Raw genomic sequence first — 15782 nt, 5'->3', positions numbered from 1 at the left:
CACTTGATGCGTCTCGTCTTCGCCGGCACCCCCGAGGTCGCCGTTCCCGCCCTGGACGCCCTGCTCGCCTCCGACCGGCACGAGGTGGTCGCGGTGGTCACCCGCCCCGACGCCCCCGCCGGACGCGGACGCAAGCTGGTCGCCAGCCCCGTCGCCCAGCGCGCCGAGGAGGCCGGGATCGAGGTCCTCAAGCCGGCGAAGCCCAGCGACCCGGACTTCGTCGCCCGGCTCACCGAACTCGCCCCCGACTGCTGCCCGGTGGTCGCCTACGGCGCGCTGCTGCGCCCGGGCACCCTGGAGATCCCCGAGCACGGCTGGGTCAACCTGCACTTCTCGCTGCTGCCCGCGTGGCGTGGCGCGGCCCCGGTCCAGCACGCGGTCTTGGCCGGCGACGAGGTCACCGGCGCGTCCACCTTCCTGATCGAGCAGGGCCTGGACTCCGGCCCGGTCTACGGCGTGATCACCGAGGAGATCCGCCCGGCCGACACCAGCGGCGACCTGCTCACCCGGCTCTCCGTCTCCGGCGCGCGGCTGCTCGCCGCCACCATGGACGGCATCGAGGACGGCTCCCTGCGCGCCGTGCCGCAGCCGGCCGACGGCATCACGCTCGCACCGAAGATCAGCGTCGAGGACGCGCGGATCGACTGGAAGCACCCCGCGCTGCGGGTCGACCGCGTGGTGCGCGGCTGCGCGCCGGCGCCGGGGGCCTGGACGGAGTTCCGGGGCGAGCGGCTGAAGGTCACCGGGCCGGTGAAGCTGCTACCGGAGTCGGCCGAGCTGGCGCCCGGCGAGGTGGCGATGGTCGGCAAGAACAGCGTGCGGGTCGGGACCGGCAGCCACGACGTCGAGCTGGGGGAGGTCCGTCCGCAGGGCAAGAAGGAGATGCGGGCGGCGGACTGGGCGCGTGGCGCCCGGCTGGAGGCCGGGGAGCGGTTCGGCGTCGGCGCCGAGGGCTGACGGCCTGCGGCTGACGGTCCACGGCTGATGGTGCGCGGTTGACCCGGGGCCCGCTCGCTCGTCTGCGCGAGCGGGCGGGCCCCGGGCGCGGGCGGGTCAGAAGTCGGACGGCAGGGCGGCCCAGCACTGGCCGTACCGGGCGTCGCGGATGCCGGACCTCCAGGCCAGCTGCAGCATGGCCGAGCCGGTGGCCTTGCCCACGACGCCGTCGACGCTCAGGTTGTACTGGCCGGTGCTGACCATCCGGTGCTGGAACTGCCGGATGCCCCAGTCGGTCTCCTGCCCGAACCGGCCGTCCTCGATGATCGGCGTCCGGATGCCGCTGAACAGGTTGACGAACTGCTGGGCGCACTTCACGGCCGCCGGGAGGTTCCGGTAGCCGTAGCCGACGTACGGCATGTCCGTGGTCGCCTGCGCGGTGCCGGAGGAGGCGAGGAGGGAGAGGGCGGTCAGGCCGAGGCTGACGGCGGTCAGGCGGGTTCTGCGGAACTTCATGTGGTGGATCCCCCGTGGGTGATGGGTTGCGGGGGTGTGTGCTGCGGCGCAGCGTCCCCCGGTGCGCGGTGTGGCCGCGCGGTGTGGTGCGCGGTGTGGCCCGGGCGGCCTGTGTGACCGTCAGATCGTAGCGGTGGGGACCGCGCGGGCCGGACGGTGGGGGCGGGCCGGGCGGAGAAGCCGCAGGTCCGGGTTTCGCGTTACTGTTCCTGTGGCGATCCTCGGATCCCCGCAGCCGATAACCCCCGCAGCACCTTGAGGCACACAGGCATGAGCACGCCCAGCAGCACCCCCGGCGCCAAGCGCGCACCCCGCCCGCACCGCCGTCCGAAGAAGGACCCGGCCCGCATCGTCGCCTTCCGCGCGCTGCGCGCCGTCGACGAGCGCGACGCGTACGCCAACCTGATCCTGCCCTCGCTGCTCCGCGAGGCCGAGCAGAAGGGCATGGACCGGCGCGACGCCGCGCTGGCCACCGAGCTGGTCTACGGCACGCTGCGCCTGCAGGGCACCTACGACGCGATCATCGCGGCCTGCATCGACCGGCCGCTCGGCAAGGTGGACCCGCCGGTCCTGGACGTGCTCTCGCTCGGCGCCCACCAGTTGCTCACCACCCGGATCCCCAGCCACGCGGCCGTCTCGGCGACGGTCGAACTCGCCCGGGTGGTGCTCGGCGACGGCAAGGCGAAGTTCGTCAACGCCGTGCTGCGCCGGATCAGCGCCCACGACCTGGACGCCTGGATCGAGCGGGTCGCCCCGCCCTACGACCAGGACGCCGAGGACCACCTGGCGGTCGTCCACTCGCACCCGCGCTGGGTGGTCTCCGCGCTCTGGGACTCGCTCGGCCGCTGGCAGCCGGACGCCTCCGGGCGCAGCGCGATCGAGGAACTGCTGCGGGCCGACAACGCCCGGCCCGAGGTCACCCTGGTCGCCCGGCCCGGCCGGGCCACCGTCGGCGAGCTGGCCGAGGCGCTGCCCGAGGCCGAGCCCGGGCGCTGGTCGCCGTTCGCGCTGCGGCTCGCCGAGGGCGGCGACCCGGGCTCGGTCGCGGCGGTGCAGGAGAACCGGGCCGGCGTGCAGGACGAGGGCAGTCAGCTGGTCGCGCTCGCCCTGGCGAGCGCCCCGCTGGACGGCCCGGACCGGATCTGGCTGGACGGCTGCGCCGGCCCCGGCGGCAAGGCCGCGCTGCTCGGCGCGCTGGCCGCCGAGCGCGGCGCGGCGCTGGTCGCGAGCGAGAAGCAGCCGCACCGGGCCCGGCTGGTGGCGCGGGCGCTGCAGGGCAACCCCGGTCCGTACACGGTGATCGCGGCGGACGGCACGCGTCCCGCCTGGCGGGCGGACGGCTTCGACCGGGTGCTGGTCGACGTGCCGTGCTCCGGCCTGGGCGCGCTGCGGCGCCGTCCGGAGGCGCGCTGGCGGCGGCGGCCGGCCGACGTGGCGGCCTTCGGGCCGCTCCAGCGGGATCTGCTGCGTTCGGCGATCGCGGCCACCCGGGTCGGCGGCGTGGTCGGCTACGCGACCTGCTCGCCGCACCTGGCGGAGACCCGGGCCGTCGTGGACGACGTGCTGCGGGCCGAGGGCGGCCGGGTCGAGTGGATCGACGCGCGCCCGCTGCTGCCCGGCGTCCCGGCGCTCGGGGACGGGCCGGACGTGCAGCTCTGGCCGCACCTGCACGGGACGGACGCGATGTACCTGGCGCTGCTGCGGCGGACGGCCTGATCGGGCTGGCTGGTCGGTAGCGGGGTGCCTGGCTCTCCGATAGGAGGGCCGGCCCGGTCGGGCCGCCCGGAGGACTGGCCGCAACCCCTGCGGGCGGTCCTGCGGGCGGCGGCCGGGCGGGGTGGTCGGCGGGCTGGGGCGTGCGGTGGCGTGAACCGGTGCTTGGCGGCGCGGTACGCGCCCGGGCGCGTGCTCCGGTGCCGGTGCGGTTGCTACCGCTGGGGGTGGGTGGGGCCGGGGAAGCCGGTGAGGAAGGCGTGGGCCTGGGCGCGGAGGTCGTCGACCGGCGGGTCCTCGCAGATCACCTCCAGACCGAGCGCGCTCGTCTGACCCCAGTGGAAGTAGGACTGGTAGGCGAGGTACGGGCGGTGGCCGTCGCTGGGGTCGAGCCCGATGGAGAAGGTCGCGTAGTGCGTGAACTCGCGCTTGTTCCGGGTGACTTCGGTCTGGGAGAGCTGCCACTCGAACTCGTACGGTTCGGGTTCGGCGGGCAGGTCCAGCAAGGCCTGGGCGAGTTGGCGGACCTCGTCCGGGTCGGCGAAGGGGAGTGACTCGGATCCGACGGGCGTGGCGGCGAACAGCTCCCACGCGCGGCCGTTGTGGCTGACGGTCAGTGCCCACGGGCCGTTCCGGTCGCGCCAGTGGCAGTGGAGGGTCAGGTCCATGGTGGTCAACCTCCCTGTGGTTCCGGGCTGTTCCGTGTTGTTCATCGTGGCACACCGGGTGGCGGAGGGAAGTCGGGTGTGAGCCGTTCTCGGGCCCGTTGCCAGGCGTCCTGCAGCGGGCGGTAGCCGAGGACGGTGATGCCGTGCTCGGCGACCAGGCGGCGGGCTTCGGGGGAGACCAGGAACTCGTAGTCGGTCCGGCGGACCCGCCAACCGTCCTGCGGGGCACTGGGGTTCGGGCCGGCCAGGCTGGGGTGCAGCGCCCACTCGGTCAGGCCCGGGGGCAGGGCGGCGAGCAGCCGGGCGTAGTGCGCGGGCTTGTCGTCGGGCGGGACGGTGAAGCTGTCGAGGAAGCCGTGGTCCACGACGGGCAGACCGCGCTCGCGCAGCCGGCCCAGGGCGGGCGGCAGCCAGACCCGGACTGCCGGGCCGTACTCGGCACCGAGGGCGAGGGTGAGGTCGAGGACGTCCTCGCGGCCGCCGTCGGCGAGGCAGTGGAAGTCGAGGTGGGTCGGGGTGAGGCCGGCGGTCGTCACCGCGTCGATCTGGGCGCGGAACTCGCGTTCGACGTGGTCGAGCCGGGCGCGGGCCAGGAGTTCGGCCCGTCCGCCGGGGGTGGGGGCGAAGAACTCGCCGTCGTCGTCCAGGAGGGACGGCACCCGCTCGCGGGCGGACAGCGGGCCCCAGCGGAGGTCCGGCGACTCGCAGACCACGGTGAGGTGGACGCCGAAGGGGACCTCCGGGTGCCGGCGCAGGAGCCGCAGGGCGTGCGGGGCGGCGGCGCAGGGGGTCATCAGGCTGCAGGAGGCGGCGATGCCGGTCCGGACGGCGTCGATCACGGCGTGGTTGACGGATTCGTCCAGGCCGAGGTCGTCGCAGTTGAGCAGGAGTAGACGGGCCTCGGGCGGGTGGCCGAGGAGGGCGTTGGCGGTGGGTGCGGGCACGACGGAAGTCTGCGACGGGGGAGGGGGCGGGCGCGCGGGGTTTTCGGCGGGTGCCGGGGCCCGGGTGCCGGGGCGCGGGTGTCGGGGGTGTTTCCGGCCGGGGTGCGTTCGTCCGGGGTCTCCGTCCGGTGGTGGGGTCGGTGGTGGTGGGGCGGCCGGGGCGGCCGGTCAGTCGGCGGTGGGGGCCGGGTGCCAGGGGCGGTCGGGGCGGGTGAGGACCGGGGCGGAGGTGAGGCGCAGCCCGTACACCTCGCGGTCGGTGGCTTCGTACGGGACCTGGCCGAGGTACTCGTGGCCGGTCAGGTGGCACCAGGCGGGCAGGTCGAGCGGGGCGGCGGGGTCGGTGGTGTGGATGTGGACCACCGCGCCGGCCGGGAGGTGCGCGATCCGGGCGCGCAGGCGGAGCAGGAGCCGGACGCAGAGCAGGCCGGTGCCGTCGATGGTGAGGTCAGGAGTGAGGTCGGGCGTGAGGTCGGGGGTGGCCGGGTTGTCGGGGGCGGCCGGGTCGCTCGGGGTGGTGGTGTCGGGGGCGGTCATCGTGGGGTCTCCTGGGTGATGCGCCAGAGGCGGCGGGGCAGTTCGCCCTCCTCGAAGGGGTGGACGTCGGTGAGGCGCCAGCCCTCGGCGAGCGCGTCCACCAGCTCGCGGGGGAAGAAGTGGACGGCGAAGCCGCCGTGTTCCCAGATGTCGTCGCCGTGGCCGGTGCCGGCGCCGTAGTGGGCGTCGCCGCTGTGACGGACGGTGTAGACGAAGGTGCCGCCCGGGCGCAGGACGCGGTGGACCTCGGCGACGATTGCCTCGATCTCCTCGGTCGAGAGCGCCATGCAGAGCAGCATGTGGGCGAAGACCGCGTCCACGGAGGCGTCGGGGAGGGGCAGCGGGTCGCGGACGTCGTGGGCGGTGACGGCGAGCCGGTCGGCCAGGCCCTGGTCCACGGCGGCGGCGTGCAACTGCTGCAGCGCGGTCGGGCTGAAGTCGGCGGCCAGCACGCGGAAGCCGGCGCGGGCGAAGTGCAGCGCGTCCCGGCCGTGGCCGGCGCCGAGTTCCAGTACCTCGCGGGCGCCGGCGGCGGCGAAGACCCCGGCGGCGTACTCGGCGGGGGCGGAGGGCTGCTCGCCGTACATGCCGGGGTTGGCGGTGTAGGTCTGCTGCCAGTGCGCGCGTTGGGTGTCGGCGAGGGCGGGCTCCCGGCCGGGCGTGGTGCCGGGGGTGTCGGTCATGGCGGGTGCCCTTCGCGGGGTGCGGGTGGTGCGGGTGCTTCAGATGGTGCGGGTGGTGCGAGTGGGACGGTGGTGCGGGGCCAGCCTAGGGTGCGGGTCGGTCGGTGGGCGCCCGGGGGCTCGGGTACGAGGGGGGCGTGGGCGGCGGCGCTCAGCCGAGCCGCAACCCCGGGGCGGTGCCGCCGAGCCGGGTCAGCAGGGCGGACAGGTGGCCGAGGTCCTGGGCGCTCCACTGCTCGGCCGCGAAGTGGTCGGCGGCGACCTGGCGGGCGGTGTGCAGCATCTCGGCGAGCCGCTCGCGACCGGTCGGGGTGAGGGCGGCGTACGCGACCCGGGCGTCCCGGGCCGCGGCCTCGCGGGTCACCAGGCCGATCCGCTCCAGCGGTGCGAGGCCGCGGGTCACGCCCGAGGCGGTGAGGCCGAGGGCTTCGGCGAGGTCGACCCGGCGCATCCTGGCGCCGGGAGCCTGGGCGAGGTGGAGCAGCACGGTGAAGTCGGACAGGCTCACCCCGTGCAGGCCGCTGAGGGTCGCGTCGAACCGCTTGACCACGGCCGTCTGGGCGCGGACCAGCCGGAGGGCGGTGTCCAGCGGGTCGGGGATCGGGGCCGTACCGGCCGGTTCCGCCGGGGTCGGCGTCGTCGGTCCGGTTGCCGGTCCGGTCGTCGGCTCCGCGGTCGGCCGTGCTGCCGACTGGGTCGCGGGCTGGGTTGTGGGCTCTGTCGCGGGCTGTGCTGAGGGCTGCGTTGCGGCGGGCTTGGTCATTGCCACCTCCTTGACTGCTCAAGTATATCCCCGCGGGGAGCCGTCAAGGAGGTGGCGGAGGGGGGAGGGGGTCGGTCAGCGGGCGGCGTTGTCGGCGGCGCGGCGCTGTCGCTTGCCGAGGGGTGCCCGGGAGAGGTCCTCGGCCTGGGAGCGGAGGTTCTTGACACCGTAGCCGCGTGCGGCCAGCCAGTCCTCCGCCGTCCGCTCGGCCCGCTCGGTGGCCGCCAGGATGTCCTCCTCGGCCTCGCCCTCGTCGAGGAAGCGGAAGGTGAAGGCGGCCCGCGCTGCGAGGTCGTAGCTGAGGTGGCCCTCGCGGGTGAAGGCCGCGTGCAGGACGTCGTGCTCGGGCGCGGCGGCGAGGAGCTCGGCACGCTGCCCGTCGGTGAGGCCGTCGAAGACGCCGCGCACCATGATGCGGAAGGTTCGGGTAGTCATCCCCCGACGATAGGCAGGAGGGGCCGCCGACCGCCAACGTGATTCCGGGTGTCGGCGGTCGGCGGCCCCTCGCCGGGGTGGGCGGTCGTCAGCCGGTGACGCCCAGTTGGGCCAGCAGGGCCGTGTTGTCCTCGATGTGCCAGTCCTCGACGATCCGGTCGGTGCCGACGTGCTGGATGTCGATGGCGTTGAACTCGACGGTCTGGCCGCGGCCGTGGACACCGTTGAAGGTGCCGGTGAAGTGGCCGCGGAAGACCAGCCGGGCGGTGATCTTGTCACCGGTGACCAGGACGTCGGACAGTTCGCAGGTCAGGTCCGGTACGGCGGCGCGGAAGGTGCGCGAGGCGAGCGCCGGACCGGTCGGGCCCTGCGGGCGGCCGGGCGGCAGCGTGTTGTCCCGGAACTGCGGGCTGATCGCGGCGTCCAGGTACTGCTGCTGCCCGGTGTTCCAGAACGTGTACAACTGCTGGGCCAGGTGCACCTCTTGTGCCGCCCGCCGGGTGCCGATCGAACGGTCCACGGTGAGCGCCTTCGGCTGGACCAGGCCGGGCGAGCGGTCGACCAGGTACTGCGGCCAGGCGTGCGAGGCCTGGCCGCGCCCGGCGTCGCGCCCGGCATCGTGGGCGGAGCCGTGGACGGGCGCGGCCGCGGCGGTACCGCCCGCCAGCGCGGCCAGCGCGGCGGCGACGGCGGCGGCACGGGTCAGGGCCCGGGAACGAACCGCTCCCGAGGGACGGGGCTCAGACAAGGCGGCCACCCCCGTCGACGTGCAGCACGGTGCCGGTGACGTACGGGTTGTCGATGGCGTAGCGGACGGCCTTGACCAGGTCCTCGGTGCTGCCCACCCGGCGGGCCGGGTTGCGCTCGGCGACACCCCGCAGGAACGCCTCCTTGTCGGCGCCGAGGCCGTCCCAGGAGCCGGTGTCGACGATGCCGGGGGACACCGCGTTGACCCGGACCGGGGCGATCTCCACCGCCAGCGCCTGCACCAGGAAGGCGAGCGCGCCGTTGGTCGTGGCCATCACCGTGCGGCCGGGGGCCGGACGCCAGGCGGCCACTCCGGAGAAGAACGTGAACGAGCCGCTCTCGGACACCTGACCGGCCAGGTGCTTGGCCAGCAGCAGCGGACCGATCACCTTGGCCGAGAACGCCCGCTGCACATCGGCCGCGTCGAGCTCCCGCAGCGGGCCGTTGGCCGGCATCGCGGCGGTGGAGACCAGGTGGTCGAACCGGCCGACCCGGGCGGCGAGTCCGGCGATCGACTGCTCGTCCGCCAGGTCGACCGCGAGCACCTCGGACGGCCCGGACAGCTCACCGGCCGTCCACTCCAGCTTGCGCGGATCCGGACCGGCCAGCACGAGATCGGCACCGGCGGCCGAAGCGGCCTTGGCGAGCGCCCGCCCGGTGTGCGAACCCGCGCCGACCACGACGAGGCGTCGGCCCTTCAGAGAACTGTCATCGGACATGGGAGAGCTCCTTGGGATCGATCAGAGGGAATCGGCCGGCTGGTGCGTGCTGCGGCGGCCACATCACGACCCTCTCCCGAGCTGCGGTGATGAGTCCAAGGCTTGTTTTATAGCCCAGCGATAACATCTGTTCATGGCAACGCTTCGGCAGCTCCAATACCTGGTCACGGTGGTCGACACCGGCTCCTTCACCCGCGCGGCCGAGCAGCTGCACGTCACCCAGCCCGCGCTCTCCCACCAGATGCGGGCCCTGGAGAACGCCGTCGGCGGCCCCCTGCTCGAACGCCTGCCGCGCTCCGTGCGGCTCACCCCGATGGGCCGGGCCGTCCTGCCGCACGCCCGGGCCGCGCTCGCCGAGGCCGACCGCCTGCACGCGGTGGCCCGGCGTACGGCCGGCCTGGAGGAGGGCGAGCTGGAGGTCGCGGCCATCTACTCCGTCAGTCTCGGCATCCTGCCGCCGGTGCTGCGCGCCTGGCGCCGACGGCACCCCGGCGTCCGGATCCGGTTGCGGGAGTACCCGCACGCCGACCGGCTCCGGGCCGCGATGGCAGCCGGCCGCGCCGACGTCGCCATCGGCCCCGCCCCGGCCGACTGGGACGGCCCGATCCGCGAACTGGGCGTCGAGGAGTTCGCGGTCGTCCTCCCCGCCGACGACCCGCTGGCCGACCGCCCCTCCGGTACCGTCGGGCTGGCCGAACTCGCCGACCGGGCCTGGGTCCACTACGCCCCCGACAACGGTCTCGCCGACCTGCTCGACCGCGTCGCCGCCCGGGCCGGTTTCCACCCCCGCGCGGCGGTTCGCGCCGAACAGACCTCCGCCGCCCCGCTGCTGGCCGCAGCGGGCCTCGGCCCCGCCCTGGTGCCCGCCAACATCGTCCCGCCGCACTTCGACGGCGCCGTGCTCCGCCCGGACCCGCCGATCCGCCGCACCCTCACCGCCTACACCCGTACCCGCCCCGACCCGCTCACCGTGGCCTTCGCCGACCTCCTCGCCGAGCAGGCCCGCGTGAACCCGCCCGGCCTGCCGGCGGCCGGAACGGAGTGCGGAGGAGCGAGTGGGTGACGGGGGAGGAAGGTGCTGGGGGGAGCGGGTGACGGGGGAGGCGGCCTGGGGCGCAGTCCGTCAGGTGCGCGGCGCGGCCTCGGTCGGGTGGTCGGGCGGCAGGGTGTGAGGTCGCTGGGTGTGAGGTCGCCGGGCGGGGGGTGGTGTCGCCCGGGAGGGCCGTGACGAAGGTGACACTCGATCAACTGCGTTCGGGTGGTGGGGATGTGGACCACGGCGGAGACTCCCTTCTCCGGCGGCCCGGGTGGCCGCCGCTCGGTGACTCCAAGACTGGTCGCTGCGACCCTGATCGCGCATGTGCCGATCGGCAGGAATCCCGGGGGAACCTCGCCGGGCTTTCCCTGCCGATCGGCACCCCCACTACCGACGGGAACTCCCGGGTCCCGGCCCGGGGCCGGGACCGTCCGCCGTCACCCGCAGGCGCTCCGGCCCGCTACACCCGGGCCGGGAGGCGGGTGCAGACCGCGCCGGTGGCGAGGGCGGCGGGTTCGGCGGCGATCGTGGCGAGAGTGAAGTCGGTGGTGAGGGCGCTGATGTCGCGGGTTTCGCGGAAGAGGTAGTGGTTGCCGCCCGGGCTCTCGTAGCGGGCGAGGTCCGGGACGACCTGCCGGGCGCGCAGCGCGTACTCCAGGGACTGGGTGGCGTTGGCCGCGCTGTGGTCGCCGGTGCCGTGGACGATCAGTACCCGGCGGCCGGCCAGTTGGTCGACCGGGTCGCCGCTGGGCAGCCAGGGCGCGATCCCGGCGACGCCGACGACGGACGGGTGCCCGGCGCACCAGAAGGCGGCGCGTCCGCCGAGCGAGTTGCCGATCAGGACCACCGGTACACCCTCGTACCGCCGGGCGAGCTCGTCGAGCGCCCAGTGGGTGTCGACGGCGGTGTCGGCGTCGTCGCCGTTCCAACCGCTGTAGCGGTAGCGCAGCAGGTGCACGGCGAGGCCGTGCGGCCGGCCGCGGTCGGCGAGCTCGGCGGCGAGCTCCCGAAGCCCCAGCTCGGCGACCTTCGACGGCCCGCGGCGGCTGCGGAGGAACCCGCCGGGCAGCAGCAGGGCGACGCCCTTGACCGGCTCGTCCCCCTGCCGCGGGGTCAGCTCTGGTGTGCGCGGACGGTGCGCTCGGAACACGCGTGATCCTTCCTGGTGGCTACGGACGGATTCTACGGTTCCGGTGACGGGCCACGGTGCGCGAGCAGGGGCCGCAGGACCCGGCCGGTGACCCGGGTGCGCACCACCGGAACCTGGATCTCGCCGCTCGGCACCGTGCGCGGGTGGTGGCGGAGGCGTGAAGGGCGGGGGAGCCGCGGACGGCGGAACGAGCCGATCCGGCGTGCACGTACTGCCGGGCCGCGAGGCTCACCCGGTCGGGTGATCGGGGCCCGGGGATGGGGCGGTCCGCTCCTGCGGGGCCAACTTTGGTCCGGCAGCAACTGGTCTGACGCCCAAGGGCGGTCGGTGTGGGCCGGGGCGTGGTCGGCGGACCCCGGGGGCCGGCCGCAGGGCGGGCCACTGGTTCCGGGCCGGGCCGACCGATGTGGCAGGGGAGGGCAGGGTGGAGGCGGCCCGGTCCGCAGGGCAAAGATTGGCCCTTGCCGGGCCGGCTGTCGGGGCGGGCAGGAGGATTCGCAACGATCACTCGATTCCGCGCCTCTCATGTGCAGGTGATGGCCGGGGTTTTCCCTGCTCTTTGTTTCCGGATCATGGCGGGCTCTGCGACGATCCGATGATCGTCGCCCGGTTGCGGTGGGCGGCGCGTCGCAGGGGAGAGAGACCGGCATGGCCGTTGGGCCCGAGGACAGCGTGGTCCGGGCGGGAAGGGGCGGCAGGTCCGCCTGGGGCAAGGACACCTGGATCGTGATCGCCGGCGGCGTGCTGGGGGCCATGTTCGCGAGCATGGGTCTGGCGGTGCTGTTCGGGCCGACCAACGGGTTCGGCGGCGACAGCCTCGGCTACATGGGCATCATCAGCATCCTCGGCCTGATGCCCTGCGGCGCAGGCTTCGTCTGGGCGCTGATCCACCCCCGGTTCGGGCTGCCGTCGGCCGCCGTCGGGGCGCTGCTGGGGCTCGGGATATTCGTCACCTTCGCCGGTGACGGCCTCGACGACTCCTGGACGGCGCCGCTGGACCGGCCGTCCACGACCCGCGCGGTGGGCAGCTGGACGGCTGGGGACCTGGTGGTGCGGGTCCGGCCCGACCTGGTGGTGGCGTACCGCAGCGCCACCGGTGCCGTCGTCTGGCGCTGGTCGCCGCCGGGGGAGGACTCGGTGTGCGCGATGAGCCGCGGGATCGGGCAGGGCGGGGCCGGCCAGTCCGCGGCCGGGCAGGGCGGGGCAGGGCAGTCCGCGGCCGGGCCGGGCGGCATCGGGCTGATCGGCCACTCGCCGCACGACAAGCCGTGCGCGGCGGTGACCGCCCTCGACCTCTCCGACGGCCGGGAGGGCTGGACCACCGCCGTCGACGCCCCCGCTCGCGACGGGGACGCGGCCGCGCCGGACGTGGTCGCCGTCGCCGGGCAGCAGGCCGTCCTGCAGGAGAAGGGCGGCTGGCGGGCGGTGCGGCTGACGGACGGCGGGACCGCCTGGCGCACCACGGTCGACCCCGGCTGCGCCCCGCTGCAGGTCGCGGGCGGTGCGGCGGACGTGGTGACGGTGGCGCAGTGCGGCGAGGCGGCGCCGGTCCTCCGGTCACTGGCGGCCGCGGACGGGCAGGAGCGGTCGCGGATCGCGCTGCCGGCGGCGGGCGGGCTGAAGAACCTCGCGGTGGTGTCGGTCGAACCGCTCGCGGTGTGGGTCGACGCCCAGGGCGAGCGCGGGACGCACGCGGTCCTGAGCTACGACCGGGCCGGGCGGCAGCGGGCGTCGATCCCGGTCTCCGGGGAGGAGTACGACCTGGACGTGATGCTGGGCGGGCTGCACGCCTTCGACGAGTTCGACGCCCGGCCGCTGTTCGGCGGGGTGGTCGTGGGGGACCTGTTCATCGTCCCCGGGGAGAAGCCCGGCGACGTCCGCATCAGCGACGGCAGGCACCCGAGCCGCAGCGCGACGGGGCGGCTGGTGGCCTACTCGCTCGCGGACGGCGGGCAGCGCTGGACGGCGGGGCTGGACGACCAGGTCACCGGCCTGGTGGTGGACGGGACGTCGGTGTGGGCGATGACCCGCGCCCGGATCACCCGGGTGGACACCGCGACGGGACGGCGGAGCGCCGAGATGGACGTGAACGGCACGGCGTCGCTGTACCCGGTGGACCTGTCGGCGTCGGGGTCCGGGCGGTTCACGGTGGTGGCGGAGGACGGGACGCGGGACGAGCCGCCGGTGCGCGGGATGGGCTGAGGGCGGGACGCGGGACGAGCCGCCGGGTCCGGCGCGCGCGGCCTCCCGGGCGCCCCCGCCACGCGGCGAGCGCCGCCCTGACCGGCGGATCTGACCCTTCCAGGCGGTTGTGTCAGGCTGGTGGGGGAGCACCGCAGAGATCGGGAGGCTCGTGATGGCCGAGATCAGGGTGAACGGGGTGGCGCTGCACTACGAGACCCGCGGCGAGGGCCCCGGCGTCGTCCTGGTGCACGGCTCGTGGAGCGACGCGGACTCCTGGGCGCGGGTGGTGCCGGGCCTGGCGGAGTCCGCCACCGTCGTCGCCTACGACCGTCGGGGGCACAGCCGCAGCGAGGACCCGCTCACCCAGGGTTCGGTGTACGAGGACGCGGCCGACCTCGCCGGGCTGATCCGGGGGCTCGGCCTCGCCCCGGCCTTCGTCTACGGCGACTCCTACGGCGCGCTGGTCACCCTCCGGCTCGCCGCCGCCCGGCCCGACCTGCTCCGGGGGATCGCCGTGCACGAGCCGCCCGGCACCGGCATCCTGCTCGCCGACCCCGACCTGCGCCCGATCGGCACGGCCTTCGCCGACCGGATCGCCGCCGTCCGGGGGCTGCTGGAGCAGGCCGAATCGGCCGCGGCCGCCGAACTCTACGTGGACAGCCTCGCCTTCGGGCCGGGCGCGTGGGAGCAGCTGCCCGCGCCGATCCGCCACACCTACATCCGCAACGCGCCCACCTACCTGGACGAGCTGCGCGACCCGGACGCCCTCGATCTCGACCTGGCCGGGCTGGCCCGGTACACCGACCCGGCGCTGCTCACGCAGAGCGACGACAGTGCGCCGATGTTCGGTGAGGTGCTGGACCTCATCGACCTCGCCCTGCCGAAGGCGGAGCGGCACCTGTACGCGGGCGGCGGTCACGCCCCGCACCTGTCGCGGCCGGAGGACTGGGTGCGGGTGGTCCTCCCGCGCGTGCTGGTGTGACGTACGGCGGGTCGGTGTGACGGACCGCGTGCCGGCGTGACGGACCGCGCCGCGGCGCACCGGGGCCGAACCACCGCCCGGCCGCCGGGGCCACGACCGATCGGGGCGGGTTCGTCCGCCTTCCGGGCGACGGGGATTCGATCCTGGACGAATCCCGGTGTCCGTGCTCGCCATCGAAGTCACCTGGGGCGCAGGCTACTTCCGTGACCGCGTCAGCACGGACGCGGTGCGAGCGGAAGGACGAACATGACGAGCACGCGCGGCCGTTTCGCCGCCCTGCTGGGTGCCGTCGCGGTGGTCGCCGGCACCACCCTGGCCACCCCCGCCGCCGCCGCCGGCAGCCCCGTCGCCGAGGCCGGGGTCGCGGCCTCGGCCGACCGGGCAGGCCCCGGCGGTGGGATCACCGGGCAGGCGCCCTGCCCGAACGCGCCCGAGTTCACCTGCGGGACCCTCACCGTCCCGCTCGACCACAGCGGCGCCGAGCCCGGCCGCCTCGACCTCGCCGTGGCCGTCGCCGGGAACACCCAGGCCCCCAAGGGCGACCTGCTCTTCCTCACCGGTGGCCCCGGCCAGCCCGGCGTCCCGCTGCTGAAGCGGATCGCGAGCACGATGGAGCCGGTCCTCAAGGACTACCGCCTGGTCATGTACGACCAGCGCGGCACCGGCGGCGGCGCGCTCCAATGCCCGGGCCTGCAGGAGGACATGGGCTCCTCCGACCTCGCCGTACCCCGCAAGCAGTCCATCGCCGACTGCGCCGCCGCCCTCGGCCCGAACGCCCGCTACTACGGCACCGCGGACACCGTCGCCGACATCGACCTGCTGCGCCGCGCCCTCGGCGACCGGCGGCTCACCCTGGACGGCGTCTCGTACGGCACCTTCGTCGCCGAGCGCTACGCCCTCGCCCACCCGGCGCACGTGGCCCGGCTGGTGCTCGACTCGGTGGTGCCGCAACAGGGTTACGACCCCCTCGACCTGGCCGCGCTGCCCGCCAGCGCCCGCGTTCTGCGGGCCGCCTGCCAGGCCACCAACTGTGGCACCGATCCGGCCGCCGACCTCGCCGCGGTCGTCCGGCAGTACGGCAACGGGGCGCGGATCCTGGACGCCCTCACCAGCTACGAGTTCACCGACCCGAACTACGGCGGGGTCGCGCAGGCGCTGCACGAGGCCGCCGCCGGGCAGCCGGCCAAGCTCCAGGCCTTCATCGACACCGTCCACCAGGATGACGCGGCCCCCGCGAACCTGCTCAGCCAGGGACTGCACGCCGCCACCGTGTGTGCCGACTCGCACTTCCCCTGGGGTACCACCGACACCCGGGTCGGGGGGCGCGCGGCGGCGCTGGAGCGCACCCGGCAGCGGCTGACCGCCGAGCAGACCTGGCCGTACGACGCGGCGACCGCGACCGGGCTCGGCAGCCTGCTGGTCTGCCTGGACTGGCCGCGCGAGCAGGTGCTGCCGACGCCACCGGCGCACCGCAAGCTGCCGGACGTGCCGGTGCTGCTGCTCGGCGGCGACCGGGACCTGTCCACGCCCAACGAATGGTTGTACCAGCAGGCGGCGTTGGCGCACGACCCGCAGATCGTGATCGTCCCCGGGGCGGCGCACTCGGTGCAGACCCGGGCGGCGAACCCGGTCGGGCGGCAGGCGGTGTACGACTTCCTGCTGAAGTAGCAGGGGAGTTCGGCCGGGGAGCCGGCGGCGGTCCGTTCCGCACAGGGGACGGAACGGCCTGCCGTCGGCTCCCCGGCCTTTTCCGGTGCGGCCGGTGGTCG

Annotated in this window: 16 protein-coding genes; 6 read left to right on the top strand and 10 right to left on the bottom strand. The window is 75.1% G+C overall.

Features of this window, described 5'->3' with window-relative positions; translation table 11 throughout:
- Positions 1–6 precede the first annotated feature (6 nt).
- Positions 7–957 (top strand): methionyl-tRNA formyltransferase, encoded by a 951-nt coding sequence (gene fmt / locus AB0Q99_RS03790; protein ID WP_363568082.1) that lies wholly within the window; start codon positions 7–9, stop codon positions 955–957.
- A gap of 96 nt (positions 958–1053) precedes the next feature.
- Here the strand turns inward: fmt and AB0Q99_RS03785 are convergent, their stop codons facing one another.
- Positions 1054–1452: a peptidoglycan-binding domain-containing protein gene (locus tag AB0Q99_RS03785; protein ID WP_363568081.1), complete on the bottom strand. Its 399-nt coding sequence runs from the start codon at positions 1450–1452 to the stop codon at positions 1054–1056.
- Between the two features lie 270 nt (positions 1453–1722).
- Here AB0Q99_RS03785 and AB0Q99_RS03780 point away from each other — a divergent pair, with 270 nt between their 5' ends.
- Entirely contained in the window at positions 1723–3168 is a 1446-nt protein-coding gene (locus AB0Q99_RS03780; protein ID WP_363568079.1) for a transcription antitermination factor NusB, read from the top strand.
- 212 nt (positions 3169–3380) lie between these two features.
- Here AB0Q99_RS03780 and AB0Q99_RS03775 read toward each other — a convergent pair whose 3' ends face one another.
- The 8 genes from AB0Q99_RS03775 to AB0Q99_RS03740 all read right to left on the bottom strand — a co-directional run bounded on the left by AB0Q99_RS03775 (position 3381) and on the right by AB0Q99_RS03740 (position 8661).
- Positions 3381–3833, bottom strand: coding sequence for a hypothetical protein (locus AB0Q99_RS03775; RefSeq protein WP_363568078.1), 453 nt, complete (start codon positions 3831–3833; stop codon positions 3381–3383).
- A 41-nt stretch (positions 3834–3874) separates the two neighbouring features.
- A complete protein-coding gene (locus AB0Q99_RS03770; RefSeq protein WP_363568076.1) occupies positions 3875–4777 on the bottom strand; it encodes a polysaccharide deacetylase family protein in 903 nt (300 codons plus the stop codon).
- 168 nt (positions 4778–4945) lie between these two features.
- The gene (locus AB0Q99_RS03765; RefSeq protein WP_363568074.1) at positions 4946–5314 is read right to left on the bottom strand and encodes a sulfurtransferase TusA family protein; all 369 of its coding nucleotides are present in this window, start codon (positions 5312–5314) and stop codon (positions 4946–4948) included.
- On the bottom strand, positions 5311–5997 hold the full coding sequence (locus tag AB0Q99_RS03760) for a class I SAM-dependent methyltransferase (protein WP_363568072.1): 687 nt from the start codon (positions 5995–5997) through the stop codon (positions 5311–5313). Before AB0Q99_RS03760 ends, AB0Q99_RS03765 begins: the two co-directional genes overlap by 4 nt.
- Before the next feature lie 151 nt (positions 5998–6148).
- Positions 6149–6760: a MarR family transcriptional regulator gene (locus AB0Q99_RS03755; RefSeq protein WP_363568070.1), complete on the bottom strand. Its 612-nt coding sequence runs from the start codon at positions 6758–6760 to the stop codon at positions 6149–6151.
- Between the two features lie 75 nt (positions 6761–6835).
- Complete coding sequence (locus AB0Q99_RS03750) at positions 6836–7195, bottom strand: DUF6204 family protein (protein ID WP_363568069.1); 360 nt, start codon at positions 7193–7195, stop codon at positions 6836–6838.
- A gap of 88 nt (positions 7196–7283) precedes the next feature.
- On the bottom strand, positions 7284–7943 hold the full coding sequence (locus tag AB0Q99_RS03745) for an ester cyclase (RefSeq protein WP_363568067.1): 660 nt from the start codon (positions 7941–7943) through the stop codon (positions 7284–7286).
- Positions 7936–8661 carry an SDR family oxidoreductase gene (locus AB0Q99_RS03740; protein WP_363568065.1) on the bottom strand — a complete coding sequence of 242 codons (726 nt, stop codon included), beginning with the start codon at positions 8659–8661 and terminating at the stop codon, positions 7936–7938. The genes AB0Q99_RS03745 and AB0Q99_RS03740 overlap by 8 nt, the downstream gene beginning before the upstream one ends.
- A gap of 133 nt (positions 8662–8794) precedes the next feature.
- Between AB0Q99_RS03740 and AB0Q99_RS03735 the strand changes: the two genes are divergently transcribed.
- Positions 8795–9724, top strand: coding sequence for a LysR family transcriptional regulator (locus AB0Q99_RS03735; RefSeq protein WP_363568063.1), 930 nt, complete (start codon positions 8795–8797; stop codon positions 9722–9724).
- A gap of 433 nt (positions 9725–10157) precedes the next feature.
- Here the strand turns inward: AB0Q99_RS03735 and AB0Q99_RS03730 are convergent, their stop codons facing one another.
- The gene (locus AB0Q99_RS03730; protein ID WP_363568062.1) at positions 10158–10847 is read right to left on the bottom strand and encodes an alpha/beta hydrolase; all 690 of its coding nucleotides are present in this window, start codon (positions 10845–10847) and stop codon (positions 10158–10160) included.
- 648 nt (positions 10848–11495) lie between these two features.
- On the opposite strand from AB0Q99_RS03730, the gene AB0Q99_RS03725 reads away from it, so the two are divergent.
- From AB0Q99_RS03725 to AB0Q99_RS03715, 3 genes are all read left to right on the top strand, one after another.
- Positions 11496–13049, top strand: a complete 1554-nt coding sequence (locus AB0Q99_RS03725) for a PQQ-binding-like beta-propeller repeat protein (RefSeq protein ID WP_363568060.1) — start codon at positions 11496–11498, stop codon at positions 13047–13049.
- Positions 13050–13203: 154 nt separating this feature from the next.
- Positions 13204–14013 (top strand): alpha/beta hydrolase, encoded by an 810-nt coding sequence (locus AB0Q99_RS03720; protein WP_363568058.1) that lies wholly within the window; start codon positions 13204–13206, stop codon positions 14011–14013.
- A gap of 246 nt (positions 14014–14259) precedes the next feature.
- Positions 14260–15681, top strand: coding sequence for an alpha/beta fold hydrolase (locus AB0Q99_RS03715; RefSeq protein ID WP_363568056.1), 1422 nt, complete (start codon positions 14260–14262; stop codon positions 15679–15681).
- Positions 15682–15782 lie beyond the last annotated feature (101 nt).

Source organism: Kitasatospora sp. NPDC086791 (genome assembly GCF_040685975.1).
Lineage (GTDB): Bacteria > Actinomycetota > Actinomycetes > Streptomycetales > Streptomycetaceae > Kitasatospora.
Note: the sequence above shows the minus strand (reverse complement) of the source record. Positions and strands in the feature narration are given on the sequence as shown.

Excerpts from the sequence above, each read along its gene's own strand:
- fmt (WP_363568082.1), top strand. The coding sequence starts at position 7 with ATGCGTCTCGTCTTCGCCGGCACCCCCGAGGTCGCCGTTCCCGCCCTG.
- AB0Q99_RS03785 (WP_363568081.1), bottom strand. The coding sequence starts at position 1,452 with ATGAAGTTCCGCAGAACCCGCCTGACCGCCGTCAGCCTCGGCCTGACC.
- AB0Q99_RS03780 (WP_363568079.1), top strand. The coding sequence starts at position 1,723 with ATGAGCACGCCCAGCAGCACCCCCGGCGCCAAGCGCGCACCCCGCCCG.
- AB0Q99_RS03775 (WP_363568078.1), bottom strand. The coding sequence starts at position 3,833 with ATGGACCTGACCCTCCACTGCCACTGGCGCGACCGGAACGGCCCGTGG.
- AB0Q99_RS03765 (WP_363568074.1), bottom strand. The coding sequence starts at position 5,314 with ATGACCGCCCCCGACACCACCACCCCGAGCGACCCGGCCGCCCCCGAC.
- AB0Q99_RS03760 (WP_363568072.1), bottom strand. The coding sequence starts at position 5,997 with ATGACCGACACCCCCGGCACCACGCCCGGCCGGGAGCCCGCCCTCGCC.
- AB0Q99_RS03755 (WP_363568070.1), bottom strand. The coding sequence starts at position 6,760 with ATGACCAAGCCCGCCGCAACGCAGCCCTCAGCACAGCCCGCGACAGAG.
- AB0Q99_RS03750 (WP_363568069.1), bottom strand. The coding sequence starts at position 7,195 with ATGACTACCCGAACCTTCCGCATCATGGTGCGCGGCGTCTTCGACGGC.
- AB0Q99_RS03740 (WP_363568065.1), bottom strand. The coding sequence starts at position 8,661 with ATGTCCGATGACAGTTCTCTGAAGGGCCGACGCCTCGTCGTGGTCGGC.
- AB0Q99_RS03735 (WP_363568063.1), top strand. The coding sequence starts at position 8,795 with ATGGCAACGCTTCGGCAGCTCCAATACCTGGTCACGGTGGTCGACACC.
- AB0Q99_RS03725 (WP_363568060.1), top strand. The coding sequence starts at position 11,496 with ATGGCCGTTGGGCCCGAGGACAGCGTGGTCCGGGCGGGAAGGGGCGGC.
- AB0Q99_RS03720 (WP_363568058.1), top strand. The coding sequence starts at position 13,204 with ATGGCCGAGATCAGGGTGAACGGGGTGGCGCTGCACTACGAGACCCGC.
- AB0Q99_RS03715 (WP_363568056.1), top strand. The coding sequence starts at position 14,260 with ATGACGAGCACGCGCGGCCGTTTCGCCGCCCTGCTGGGTGCCGTCGCG.